The organism is Methylotuvimicrobium alcaliphilum 20Z (assembly GCF_000968535.2).
GTDB classification, from domain to species: domain Bacteria; phylum Pseudomonadota; class Gammaproteobacteria; order Methylococcales; family Methylomonadaceae; genus Methylotuvimicrobium; species Methylotuvimicrobium alcaliphilum.
The window spans coordinates 1,146,242-1,160,626 of sequence record NC_016112.1 but is presented as its reverse complement, the minus strand read 5'-3'; the positions used below and the strand labels follow the sequence as shown (position 1 = coordinate 1,160,626).

The following is a 14,385-nucleotide window of genomic DNA, read 5'->3' as shown; positions in this document are numbered from 1 at the left end:
AGATCAAAATTCGGCACCGGGGGCCCGTCAAAGGGCGCCGCGAATACATCCATATAGGCTCTATGCCAGCATCCATGCTGGCAAAGCCTTTGCCGAGCACCCCGGTGCCTCCTTAGGCACTGCCGAAATTTGAAGTGCGAAAGGTATAACATTACGATCAGGAGCCTGAGCACATCATTGTTTGAACTTCCTTGCTTTGCTCTTGCACCGCCTCGACAGTCTCGAGCAACTTATTCATGCTCAAGCCGGTCAATTCGAAAGCCTGCGGTTCGAAACCTAGATCTTCGATTTCAGCTTTACTCGAATCAACCGACAAGGATCCATGGCGGTTCGATAAAACATTCGCGATATGCACCATGCCGGCTTCAATCGCAAATGCTTCCGCTTGATTGGGTTGATGATGAAAAGCGACGCTTCGGCATAGAATTTCGGGTAATTTCCAAGCTCTAGCCAAGGCGCCGCCGACTTGGGCATGATCAAACGACAATAAACGCTGCTCCGCCTCTTCGATACGGCAACCGGTCATTTTCGACTCATCTAACACCGCGCGAGCCAATTCGGGCAATTGGTAATACAAAACGATTTTTCCGACATCATGCAATAAACCGGAGGTGAAGAGCGTTTCACAATCAGCATGATGACTCTGTTTGGCAATAGCTCTAGCCATTAAACCGCATTCGACACTATGCCGCCAAAACTCCTGAAAATCGATCAATGGATTGCCTAAACGCTTGAGAACCGTCGTGGCAGAGGTCGCCAGTATCAGATTACTTAAATCGTCCTCGCCGATAATAGATATGGCTTGATCTACTCTGTCGATCTTTCGTGGCAACGCGTAATAGGATGAATTAACGATGCGCAATATCCTCATCGTCAAAGCAGGATCCTGAGAAACCAAATGCTCGATGTCCTGTCGACTATGGTCCGGATCGGCCATTACCAAGTTTATCTTTCGGCATATCTCAGGCAGCGTGACTAAATTGATCACGCCGCTGACTAATTTTTCGGGTGTATATTTTTCAGCCACTCAATTTATCCCGCTATCTCATTACCGTAAAAGCTTCTACTAAAAATAGACCTTTATAGCACTTACTTGAAATAATTTCCGACAGTTTACTTGTAGCCCCAGCAATTCCCAGTTTGAGGAATTTCGCCATCTTCAAGGTATGCAGGGCATGCCTGTGGAGGAACGCCGTGAACCCAGCACCTAAATTCCATAGTCCATTGACTATGGTTAACTATCTTAGATAATTTAGGTGCAGGACCTTTGACGAGCACTCCGGTGCCGAATTTTGATCTACGACGGGTATAAATCTTAGTAGCGCAAACGGCCATTCTCAGAAAACCGAATTTTGTTATACACGCAAGGCGGCGTTAAACTATGGTCTCCTACTCTACCGTCTCTTTACCGACAGTGACCACAATGCACAAAACCGCACTCTACGGGCTACACGTCGAATTAGGCGCCAAAATGGTTCCGTTCGCTGATTACCAAATGCCTTTGCAGTATAGCAAAGGGATCATTCACGAACATTTGCATTGCCGGAATCAGGCTTCGCTATTCGATATCTCGCACATGGGTCAATGTTTGCTTAAGGGTTCTAGCGCCGCCGTCGGCCTGGAAAAACTGACGCCGGCCATCATCTCCCGCCTCGGTTCCGGCCGGCAGCAATATACCGTGCTGACGAATTCGGACGGCGGCATTATCGACGACATCGTCGTAACTCGACTCGGCCAGGAATTGACGATCGTCGTCAATGCCGCCTGCAAGGAAAAAGATTTTAAACATTTGCGCAAACAACTAATAAACGACTGTCAATTACAAGAACTAACCGAACATACCCTATTAGCCCTGCAAGGGCCTTCCGCCTCGCACGTCTTACAACAGATTGCGCCGGAAGCCTGCCGATTGCAATTCATGCAAGCCTGTCGTACCGAAATAGACGACATACCCTGCATGATCAGTCGCAGCGGCTATACCGGCGAGGATGGCTTCGAAATTTCGTTACCGAACCGGTTCGCCGAAAAGCTGGCTCGAATGCTACTGAATTTCCCTGAAGTCGAGCCGGCCGGCTTAGGCGCCAGGGACACATTGAGACTAGAAGCCGGACTCAGTCTTTACAGCCATGAACTCGACGAAAAAACCACACCGATCGAAGCCGGACTGTCCTGGTTGATCAAAAATACCCATCAGAGCTATCCGGGAGCCGGCACGCTGCTGAATCAAATGCAAAACGGCACCGAAATACAACGCGTCGGCTTGCTCGTCGAAGCCAAAATGCCGGTTCGTGAAAACGCGCAGGTCTTCGACAGCGAAGATAAATTAATCGGCCGCGTGACTAGCGGCAGTTTTTCACCTAGCTTGGGCAGACCGATCGCGCTAGCCTTAATTAACACTGAAGCGGCCGTCATCGGTGCAACGCTGTTTACACGGGTCCGTAATAATTTGATCAAACTCACCGTCTGCGATCTGCCTTTCGTCCCCCACCGTTATCACCGGAGTTAGTCATGTCCTCATCCGCCCCCGCTTTGAGTCAATTGGAAATGCGCGGCAGCTTCATCAACCGCCATATCGGTTCGAATCCCGATGAACTCGAAGAAATGCTCGAAGCCCTAGGTCTGGATGCACTTGAAGACTTGATCAGTGCTGCGGTACCGGCGGATATCGTCGACCTCGAACCGTTAAGCTTGACCGAAACGATCAGCGAAAGAGCGGTCATCGAACATCTACGCAAAATTAAAGAACGCAATAAAGTCTTCGTCTCATTAATCGGCATGGGCTATTACGACACTTCGATGCCGGCTGCAATCAAACGCAACGTCCTCGAAAATCCGGGCTGGTATACCGCTTACACGCCTTACCAAGCCGAAGTCAGCCAAGGGCGTCTCGAAGCTTTGCTGAATTTTCAGCAAATGGTGATCGATTTGACCGGTATGGAATTGGCCAACGCCTCCTTACTCGACGAGGCGACCGCGGCTGCCGAAGCCATGAGTATGTCCAAGCGTCTATCCGGCAGTTCATCGAGCACTTTTTTCGCGGACCGAGACTGTCATCCGCAAACGCTCGCAGTCCTCAAAACCCGCGCTGGATCGATGGGCTTTGACTTAGTCGTCGGCGATGTCTTCAACGACCTGGACAAACAAACCTGCTTTGGCGTACTCGTGCAATACCCGGGATCAACCGGAGAAATCCGAGATCTAACGCCTATCGTCGACAGCGCACACAAGCAATCGGCCTTGGTCACAGTTGCTTGCGATTTGCTTAGTCTAGTATTACTAAAACCGCCCGGTCACTTCGGAGCCGACATTGCGGTCGGTAATTCGCAACGCTTCGGCGTACCAATGGGCTACGGCGGACCGCATGCCGCATTCTTTGCCACGCGCGACGAATTCAAACGCTCGGTGCCGGGGCGAATCATCGGCGTATCGAAAGACCGGCACGGCCAATTCGCGCTGCGCATGGCGCTGCAAACCCGCGAACAACACATTCGCCGCGACAAGGCAACCAGCAACATTTGCACGGCCCAGGTATTACCGGCCGTGCTGGCTGGTTTCTATGCCGTTTATCACGGACCCGCCGGCCTGCGTATGATTGCCGGCCGCGTGCACCGCTACACCCGAATTCTCGCCGAAGGCTTGATGCAGCTCGGCTTCACCATCGAAACACGCTGCTATTTCGACACGCTGTTGATCAAGACGCCGAACCGTGCAAAACGCATCGTCACCAACGCCCAGGAAGCCGGTATCAATCTTAGATTCATCGACGGCAACACGATAGGCCTGTCGCTCGATGAAACGACCTCGCGCCAAACTATTCGCAGCCTATGGCGGGTTTTTGCCGCGCAACCGGCCGACCTGCCGCAAATCAATGCCTTGGACGCACAACTTGACGACTGCATACCGAACGCATTACTCCGTAGCGATGCGATCCTGCAGCATCCGGTATTCAGCAACTATCACAGCGAAACCGAAATGATGCGCTACATGCGCCGCCTGGCCCGGCGCGATATCGCGCTGGACCGCTCGATGATTCCGCTCGGCTCGTGCACGATGAAACTGAATGCCGCTACCGAAATGCAAACGATTTCTTATCACGAAATCAATGCCCTTCATCCATTCGCGCCGCTATCGCAAACCCACGGTTACCAGCAATTATTCGACGAACTGGAAGCGATGCTCTGCGATCTGACCGGCTTCGATGCGATCTCGCTACAGCCGAATGCCGGCTCGCAAGGCGAATACACGGGGCTTTTAGTCATTCGCAAATACCATCAAGTCAACGGTCAAGAGCAGCGCAACATTTGTTTGATTCCGGCCTCCGCGCACGGCACGAATCCTGCCAGCGCGGTGATGGCCGGGCTAGACGTGGTCGTGCTCGCCTGCGACGACGACGGAAATGTCAGCATCGACGATCTGCGCAAAAAAACCGAACAGTATCGTGACACGTTGGCCGCGTTGATGATCACCTACCCGTCGACGCACGGCGTGTTCGAGGAAGCCTTTCGCGAAATCTGCGCGATTGTGCATGACGCCGGCGGTCAGGTTTATCTGGACGGCGCCAATTTCAACGCACTCGCAGGCATTTGCCGCCCGGGAAAAATCGGCGCCGATGTCGCGCATTTGAATCTACACAAGACCTTCGCGATTCCGCACGGCGGCGGCGGACCGGGTGTCGGACCGATCGGCGTCGGCGCACATCTAGCGCCTTATCTGCCGGATCATCCTGTCGTCAAGGGCGTCAACCCGTATAAAAACGAACACGGCACAGTCGGTTCGGTGTCGGCCGCGCCTTGGGGGTCGGCGAGTATCTTGTCGATCTCGTGGGCCTATATCGCAATGATGGGCGCGACCGGTTTAAAAAAAGCGACGCTGACCGCCATTCTGAACGCAAACTACATCGCCCATCGCCTGGCGCCGCATTATCCGATTTTGTACACCGGCAAGAACGGTTTCGTCGCGCATGAATGCATCATCGATTGCCGAGCCTTCAAAAAAACGTGCAACGTCACGGTCGAGGATATCGCCAAGCGCTTGATCGACTATGGCTTCCACGCACCGACCGTGGCCTTCCCGGTCGCCGACACACTGATGATCGAGCCGACCGAAAGCGAATCGAAACGCGAAATCGACCGCTTTTGCGACGCACTGATTGCTATCCGGCAAGAAATCGCCGATATCGAAAGCGGCTCGGCCGATCCTGACAACAATCTGCTGCATAACGCGCCGCATACGCATCGCTTGCTATTGGACGATTGGCAGCTGCCTTATTCCAAACAACAAGCCTTTTTCCCCGACAATCATCAACACGACGACAAATATTGGCCGCCGGTCGGACGCATCGACAATGTTTTCGGCGATAGGCATTTGGTATGCACCTGCCCACCCGTTTCGGATTATGAGTAGTTTCCTAAGGAACATGCACAAAATAACTTATACAAGTAGTAGGCTTTGTGGTGGTTTGGTGACTCGCTTCCGACAATTGTCTAAGTTATTTCATGCTCGTTCCTAAGTTATAGAGGCAGTGAAAGTATTGGCGAGTACATCATAAAAAATCTTTCACCATGAAGAGCATGAAGGCCTAGCCATCGCCCCGGCAAATAAAAGTTCTCGGTAGTGGAGGGTGCGGTCACTCGCCCGACAGGACGCCGTGAATACGTCCGTGTAGGCTCGACGGCCGGCTGCTCGAACGCCAAGGACGGCGTGAATGCAGATTTTGCATGGAGCAAAAATCTGCCCTGCCGCCGACGCCCGTCGATCGAGCAACCGCACCCTCTTCGGAACCGGCATTGTGTTGAATATCGAAAAATTAGATAAAGAGTCTAAATCTACGAACTTCGCTCTTTCCCAAGCTCCAGCTTGGGAAAGACACCCCGGAAGCTCCAGCTTCCTGAGGCCAACACACCCCACACATTATCAATCAACCCCGACTTGCTCGTTCAATCTTTCTTGTTTCTCGGGAAGCTAGAGCTTCCTGAACAGGTTACCCAAGCTGGAGCTTGGGTAACAGCATCTAAAAGGTAATACACAATTTTAGGACAGCCGTTTAAAGGCTTCATATGCATCATGGTTAAACTGCCGAATTTAGGTTAATGACAATGTTAATAGGAATGGCTCGATCCTTACATCTAAACCGCCCGAGGACTATTCAAAAAAACCGGAACGGCTTCCGCCGGCATCGGCTTGGCAAACAAAAAGCCTTGCATTATATCGGCTTCTCTATGCAGCAGATAATCTCGCTGCGCCTCGGTTTCAACGCCTTCGGCAACCACCTCGATACCGAGCGCATGAGCCAGCGCAATCGTTGCCGAACAAATAGCCGCATCGTTCGGATCGGTTTCGATGTCTTTGACAAAGGTACGATCCAATTTCAAGCGTTGAATCGGCAATAATTTCAAATAAGACAACGATGAATAGCCGGTTCCAAAATCATCGATGGCGAGTTCCACGCCGATGTTTCGCAAAGCATTGAAAATCTCGATCGCAACTTCAGGATTCAGCATCGCCGCAGATTCGGTGATTTCCAATTCCAAATCGCCCCCCGCCAGCTCGTTTGCCCGTAAAACGCTCGCGACCCGCTCGACCAAATGCGCTTGCCGCAATTGCTGTACCGATAGATTCACCGCAATACGCACATCCTTGAAACCTTGACTTCGCCAATCCCGTAATTGCGAACAAGCGGTATTGAGCACCCACTCGCCTAGCCGGCCTATCAAACCGATTTCCTCGGCGACCGGAATGAATTGATCGGGCGGAACATTGCCTAAAACGGGGTGCTCCCAACGAAGCAATACCTCCAAACCGATCACATGGTCGTTTTCGGATTTAACTTGTGGCTGGTAGTGTAAATAAAACTGCCCTTTTTCCAAGGCTTCATGAAGACTATGCTCCAACAACAATCGATCATTGGTGAGATGCTTCATCTCAGCCCGGAAAAACTGGTAATTGTTACGCCCGACCGCTTTGGCATGATACATCGCGGTATCGGCATTTTTCATCAACAATTCGATGGTTTCGCCATCGTGCGGATAAAGACTGATACCAATGCTAGGCGTCGTCCGTAAATTAATCCCATTAACTAAATAAGGTTTCGACAACGCGGTTAATATTTTATCGGCAACATGGGCTGAAGCATGCGCGGCATTTTTATCGGTCAATACAATCACGAACTCATCACCGCCCAAACGCACGACCAAATCGCTATCGCGCACACTTTCCTTAAGCCGATGCGCCACTTCGATCAACAGGCCGTCGCCTACCTGATGTCCCAACGAATCGTTAATCACCTTAAACCGATCCAAATCGATGAACATCACGGCCGCCTCTTCTTCTTTACGGCGAACCAGCAGCATCGTCTGCTTCAGACTGATTTGCAGATATAAACGGTTCGGTAAATCGGTCAAAGGGTCGTGATGCGCGATATGGCGAATCTTTTCCTCGGTGGCTTTTTGCGCACTGATATCGGCAAAACTGGCTATATAATAATCGACCGAACCTGATACGCTGCGCACGACCGATATCGTCAAGAGTTTCGGATAGACGCAGCCGTCCTTATGCCGATCCCAAATCTCGCCTTGCCAAAACCCCGTCTCATTGATCGAGTGCCACATCGCGCGATATTCGTCTGGAGTCGTTTTACCTGAAGCCAGGATGCTGGGGCTTTTTCCGCGGACCTCACTCGCTGCGTATCCGGTTAAGCGTATGAATGCGGGATTAACCTGAAGAATACGATTGTTTCGATCGGTAATCATGATGGCTTCGCCGCTGTGGTCGAACACATGGGCTGCCAGGCGCAATTGAGCCTCAGCGCACTTGCGTTGCAGTATATTGCGTACCCGGGCCATCAATACAGGAACCACGACCGGCTTGGTTAAATAATCGTCGGCGCCAAGATCCAAGCCCGCAACTTGACTTTGCTCGGAACTGTCGGCACTAACGAATATCACCGGAATATCTTTTGTTGCCGGTCGCGAACGCAATTCCCGCATCACCTCGATACCATTCATGCCGGGCATCATCACATCCAGTAGAATCAGCTCGGGTCTGTCGCTCCGTTGCGCCAAATCCAACGCGGCAGGACCGTTTACGGCGATTTTGATACGGTAATCGGCTTTCAACGCCGCCGCCAAAACATGAATATTTTCGGGTACGTCGTCAACCAATAATATAAGCAGTTTCTTCCCGGGTTCGTCCACCATTTAACTATCCTGTTTTAACAAGGTCAAAAGTCGTTCAATCGTGGTCATTGCGCCGCTGTAATCGAATCTGTCGAGTTGCTTTCGCAAGCGATTCAGCATTTCGCCGGCATGGCCTGAGTCATGAAGCTCCGATAATGCCTCCAAAGAAGTTTCAGGAATCAACTCCCGCTCCTCGACATAGGGTAACAAATCATTTAATACATTCGCGATGGCTTTTTCATCGGCATCCGATATTTGGACATCATCCGTTTCAAACGCCGTCAAAGCATTGGTAATCATGTCAACGGCCCGCTGGAGTTGTTCGCTGAAAGATCGGCATAGGTCGGAATTAGATCCGGCATGTATCTCCTTTTCCAATGCGGCAGCCGCTCGGCTCAACGAATCCGCACCCAAATGCCCGGCCAAACCTTTAATAGTGTGCAACAAGGCTGCCGCTTCGTCGTATCGTTGCTCCTGCATTAGCCGGTCGAATTGTGCCGGCGAATTGCTGTGCTCATCAGCAAATCCGGCCAGCAGTCGGCGTAATAACACGGCATTACCATCGACCCTCCTTAATGCCCGGTCGATATCGAAGCCAGGCAAATCAGGGAATTCGACGGTATTAGTAACTCCGGGTTCCAAATTTAGCCTGCCTGTTGCCGCTTTGACATTCACGCGATTGAGCCATTTAACCAACAAACGTTCAAGGTCGCCAGGGTCGACCGGCTTTGCAACAAAATCGTCTGCGCCGGCAAGTCGGCATCGAGCACGTTCCTCCGGCATTACCGCCGCACTCATTACGACGACCGGTAACGCATGATAATCCGGTATCGCCTTGATTCGGCGCGTGGCTTCGAAACCGTCCATTTCCGGCATCTGCAGATCCATCAGTACTATATCGAAAATTTCTTGTTCAAGCTTGTCTAACGCTACTCGACCGTTTTCGGCAACCGTGACCGATGCGCCTCGATTTTGCAAAATTTCAACGACGACTTCTTGATTGAGCGCATTATCCTCAACCACCAAAATTTTCACACCATCGAGACGAATCGCACCAAGTGCTTTGTCTTCAGGCTTGGGAATCACGGAATGCCCGGCCAGCGTTTCGTATAAAACCGAAGGCGTTACCGGTTTGGTCAAAATCTTATCGAAATGTATCCTATCGGCTTGAGCTAAAAGCTGCTCTTTATCATAAGCCGTGATCATGATCACTGTCAGCGGATGTTTCAACAAGCCCTTACGGCAATCGTTTTCGAGCCGTTCGGCTACTTCGGCTCCGCTCATTCCGGGCATGCGCCAGTCGAGCAGCACCGTCGAAAACGGACAATTCTTTTGTTCCGCCCGATAAATCTGTCGCAAGGCATCTTCTCCCGAGTCCGATGTGTCGCAAATCACCCCCCACTCGGTTAATAAACACTCGAGTATCAGACGGGAAGTCGATTGATCGTCAACCACCAATACCCGCTGAGCTCGGATCCGGCTTAAATCGAGATTTTGCGGCGCTTCCGCTTCGATACCAACGCGAACCGTAAACGTAAAAACAGCTCCCTTGCCTTCGACGCCGGCGGCACCGATCGTACCACCCATTAATGCGACTATCTTGCTGCAAATCGCCAAACCCAAACCGGTTCCGCCGAACTGCCGGGTAATCGAGCTATCGGCTTGCGTAAACGGCTGAAATAATAACTCGGCTTTTTCTTGAGACAAACCGATGCCGGTATCGCGAACCGAGAATTGCAACAGTAACGAATCGTCGCTCTGTTCAATCGCTTCGACCTTGATATGAACCTCGCCTTCGTTCGTAAACTTAATGGCATTACCGACCAGATTATTGAGCACCTGAGTCAAGCGTAACGGATCGCCAATCAAAGTACGATTTGCAAGGGCCTCGATTTCGAAAAAAAGTTCCAAACCTTTTTCCTCAATGCGCGCGGCGAACAAGTCGGCGACCGATGTCAGCACCGACTCCACCCGAAACGACACCCGGTCTATTTCCAGTCGCCCGGCCTCGATTTTCGAATAATCGAGCACATCGTTAAGAATGCTCAGCAAGGCTTTCGACGAAGCATGCACTTTTTGCAGAAAATCCTTCTGCCGGGCATTGAGATCGGTTTCCAGAACCAGTTGCGTCAAGCCCAATATGGCATTCATCGGCGTGCGAATTTCATGACTCATATTGGCAAGAAACGCCGACTTGGCCCGATTGGCCGTCTCCGCGCTTTGCTTGGCTTCGATTAATGCCGCTTCGGTTTCCTTTCGAGCACCGATATCGCGCAAAAAGACGACCAATCGGCCTTCGCTGACCGGTAAATAATTGGCGCTAACTTCGATATCCAATAATCGGCCATCTTTATGCCGATGCCGGGTTTCAAATCGATCCGCCCCGTTTTTGAAAATATTATCGAGATGCTGTTGAGTTTGTTCGGGGCTTTCGATCGCTTCGATATTCCGTATTGTCATTTGCCGCAGCTCATCCCGTTCATAGCCGATTAAACGGCAATAAGCGTCATTGACATCGATGAATCGGCCTTGACTGTCGCACAACGCAAAACCGTCCTGTGTCGTTTCGAGAATGGTGCGGTACTCGGCTTCGGATTCCTTACGCGCACAGATATCGATAATCATGCCGATAAAATTGACCGCTTGCCCTTGCAGGTCTCGCAATACTGTTACCGTCAAATCCCCCCAAACGACTCGTCCGGATTTTGTGACGTATCGCTTTTCGAGCCGGTAATTGTCTCTTCGACCCTCTACGATTTCTTCAACTAACCCTACTTCCCTCGACAAGTCATCGGCGTGAGTTAGCTTTGCGAAATTGACATTCGATAAATCGGTCGCCGAATATTCTAAAAAGCGCGCAAAGCTATCGTTCGCCTGCAATAAATTACCCTCGGCATCGGCAAAGACCATGCCGATACTGGCTTTTTCGAAAATCGTACGAAAACGCATTTCGCTATCCAATAGCGCTTGCTCGACTTTTTTTAATTTACCGATATCGACCGCTATCCCGAGATAGCCGCTAATCATCCGGTCGATATTACGCATCGTGCCAACGGACAATAAAACCGGAATCGCCGAGCCATCCTTACGCCGATAGAGCCATTCGTGCTCATTCGGTTTATTATTACGCGATTTAGCAATAATCGTATCGAAACCGGGCGCAACCGGCATACCCAACTGTTCGGAAAACTCTTGCGCCCGCTTTTCAAGCTCGTCAGGATCATGAAATATGTCGGGGCTTTGCTTGCCGATCACTTCGTCCGCCAAATAGCCCAACATATCTTCGGCTGCCCGGTTGAATACGGTAATGATCCCTTCCGGTGTGGTCGCGATAATCGCATGCGCGGCATTATCGAGTATCGCGGCATCAAGCGTTAATAAATCCTGCAAACGCCGGTTCGCGCTTTCCAAATCTGTAGTGCGCTGCTCGACGCGGAGTTCCAACAGCAATTGATCTTCCGCCAACCGGTCGGTCATACGATTGAAACTGCCCGCCAACTCCTTTAGTTCCTGCCAGCCTTCGACCGGCACTCTTCGATCGATATCGCCGCCGGCAATAAACCCTGCGACTTCAGTCACTCTACGAATCGGCAAAATCAACGCCCTGCCGAACCACAGCGCCGTAAGACTCGACAAAACCAACAATAGCCCCAAGGCTCCCCAAGTCAGTTGCCGTAGTCGCTGAACCGCAGCAAGAGCTTCGTCGACATCCATTTTGATGACCATCCCCCAGCCCAATGATGGCAAATAGCGCCATACCGATACGATATCGACGCCCACATAATCCTGAGTCAGGCCCATACCGACTTCACCCGATAAGGCGGAACGCATCGGACTGGCGGTTTCCGTCAATGGTACGCGATAGCGAAAAGCGGCCTCGCCGATTCGACTTAAAGGACCGACATACAGCGCGTGATTGCCTTCACGTTGAGCCAGAACGGTCTCGCCGGTTTCGCCCAAGCCGGTGTTGTCTGCGGTAACTTGATTCAATCGATCGAGATCCAACTGAAAGGCCAATGTTCCAATCGGCTTGCCGTCACGTAGCAACGGCGTGACGATAAAAACAGCCGGCCTATTCGCGGAAGGCGCGTACGGTGCGGCCGGCGTCAATTGCGTATCAAGCAATGCCAATGCACTCCGCTGAGCGAGGGCTAATGGCGTATCGCGTAAAAACCCGGAGTTTAAATTGGTACCGAGGTCGTCTTCATGCAATATCGAGAAAATAACATTGCCGAGTTTATCGATCAACAACACATCGTAATAACCGCTACTGTCTTGAAACCTGACAAAATCGTTTCGATATTTTTGTAGCGCATCTTGATAAGGCACTGAATCTATCGATTCGTCGAATAATGCCGAAAGCGTACCCAAGGTTTGATGCGTCACCGCTATATTCGCTAAACGTTGAGCATCGGCCAAACGTTCGTTTAAATAAGCCTCGATTTGATCATGTTTTTTATCGGCGATCGAAGCCAAATGTGTCATGACCGTTCTAGTCAATTCTTGTTCGAACGTTCCGACGAACAAATAAGCCAAACCTGCCAACGGCAAAGGCGACACCATCAAAAAAACCAACAAAGAACGGGGAATGATTTTACCTAGAATCATGGGCTGTCCTTGTATTGCAAGGATTGATCCTCGAATGCGACATCGGCCTGCAAGCCTTGACTTGCGCCGGCTTTACCGCCAGGTTGCAAGCTTTCCAAAACGTCCAACCACTGCTCCCGAGTCCGATAGTACGGCCAAGGCTTAGGACGCAGCGGCTTTTCGGTGGCAAAAACCTGCTCGAATTGCCCTCCGGGCTTCACCTGCCCGATGCGTACCATTTTCCAAGTATGCCGGGTCGATAAATCGACCGATGTAATTGCCGAAGGGCCGTTCACAGTTTGTCTTAATATTGTTCGATTTACGCGCGTCGCTTCGGCCGACCCTGCATCACGAACCGCTTGAGCCCAAAGTTTTACACTCACATAAGCTGCCTCCATCGCATCGCCAATCAAACGGTCCTTGCCGAAACGCGCTCCGAATGCGTTAACGAATTGTTTGTTTTCAGGACGATCTATCGATTGAAAATAACTGCTTACCGTAAAATGCCGTTTGAACTTATCGCCTCCCCAGGCCTGCATTTCGCCCTCGCTAACACTAAACGACATCAACGGTATATCAGCCAAACCCGCGGCAAGTAATCCGGCAAAAAATGCCTTATTCGTATCGCCGTTCAAGGTACTCAGTACGGCATCGGGCCTTTGCTCCAGGATGTCTCGAACGACTAAGGAAACATCTTGTTGACCTAAAGGTACATAATGTTCGGCTAACACTTGTCCGTCAATCGCGATTATCAAATCACGAATAATGATATTTGCCGTATGGGGAAAAATATAATCCGAACCGATAAGATAGACGCGGCTTCCGAAATTCTCGAGCGCCCAATAGGTCCCGGGAACAATTTGTTGATTCGGCGCGGAGCCGGTATAAACGATATTGGGCGACTGCTCGAGCCCCTCATATTGAACCGGATAAAAAAGAAGATGGTCAAGGCGCTCAACGACCGGTTTGACTGCCTTACGACAAGCAGATGTCCAACAAGCAAACAATGCACCGACTTTCTCTTGTGCGATCAGTCGCTCTGCCTCATGAGCAAACACTTGCCAATCGGATTGTCCGTCGACGACTGTCATTGCGACGGGACGTCCCAGCAACCCGCCTTCGTTATTGATTTCGTCGACCGCCAAGCTAATCGCATCGATCAATGGCGCCTCGCTGACCGACATCGTACCGGTCAGCGAGTAAATCACGCCAATACGAATCGGCTCAGGTCCTGGCGATGTCGACCGAATAGTTAACAATGCGATCAATATCGCGACAACGCTAATCCGTAGCAAAATAGTCACTATTTTATGCATCGAGTACCGCTCCCAACATCGGATAATCCGAAAAAACCTGTCATCCATGACAACTGAACTCCCCGGCACATCCTTAAACATCACCGGAATCTGAAGAGCATTGTGTATACCTTTCGCACTTCAAATTTCGGCCGTGCCTTAGGAGGCGCCGGGATGCTCGGCTAAGGCTTTGCCAGCATGGAGCCTACAGGGACGTATTCACCCAGCACTTAAATCCAGCACCTAAATTCCATAGGTCTTTGGCAATGATTCAAAATCATGGCTTATTTAGGTGCTGGATGAATTATCCAAGATAGTTAACCATAGCC

6 protein-coding genes are annotated in these 14,385 nt (G+C 51.0%); 2 read left to right on the top strand and 4 right to left on the bottom strand.

Features of this window, described 5'->3' with window-relative positions:
- Window positions 1-157: 157 nt before the first annotated feature.
- The gene (locus MEALZ_RS04935) at window positions 158-1,027 is read right to left on the bottom strand and encodes an HDOD domain-containing protein (RefSeq protein WP_014147505.1); all 870 of its coding nucleotides are present in this window, start codon (window positions 1,025-1,027) and stop codon (window positions 158-160) included.
- 396 nt (window positions 1,028-1,423) lie between these two features.
- Here MEALZ_RS04935 and gcvT point away from each other — a divergent pair, with 396 nt between their 5' ends.
- Entirely contained in the window at window positions 1,424-2,506 is a 1,083-nt protein-coding gene (gcvT, locus tag MEALZ_RS04930) for a glycine cleavage system aminomethyltransferase GcvT (protein ID WP_231692889.1), read from the top strand.
- 2 nt (window positions 2,507-2,508) lie between these two features.
- Window positions 2,509-5,403, top strand: a complete 2,895-nt coding sequence (gene gcvP, locus MEALZ_RS04925; protein ID WP_014147503.1) for an aminomethyl-transferring glycine dehydrogenase — start codon at window positions 2,509-2,511, stop codon at window positions 5,401-5,403.
- Between the two features lie 722 nt (window positions 5,404-6,125).
- Here gcvP and MEALZ_RS04920 read toward each other — a convergent pair.
- The 3 genes from MEALZ_RS04920 to MEALZ_RS04910 are packed head-to-tail and all read right to left on the bottom strand — an operon-like array spanning window position 6,126 to window position 14,077.
- Window positions 6,126-8,195, bottom strand: a complete 2,070-nt coding sequence (locus MEALZ_RS04920; RefSeq protein WP_014147502.1) for a putative bifunctional diguanylate cyclase/phosphodiesterase — start codon at window positions 8,193-8,195, stop codon at window positions 6,126-6,128.
- On the bottom strand, window positions 8,196-12,782 hold the full coding sequence (locus tag MEALZ_RS20620; protein WP_014147501.1) for a PAS domain S-box protein: 4,587 nt from the start codon (window positions 12,780-12,782) through the stop codon (window positions 8,196-8,198). It lies immediately after the preceding gene.
- Window positions 12,779-14,077, bottom strand: a complete 1,299-nt coding sequence (locus MEALZ_RS04910; protein WP_014147500.1) for an urea ABC transporter substrate-binding protein — start codon at window positions 14,075-14,077, stop codon at window positions 12,779-12,781. Before MEALZ_RS04910 ends, MEALZ_RS20620 begins: the two co-directional genes overlap by 4 nt.
- Window positions 14,078-14,385 lie beyond the last annotated feature (308 nt).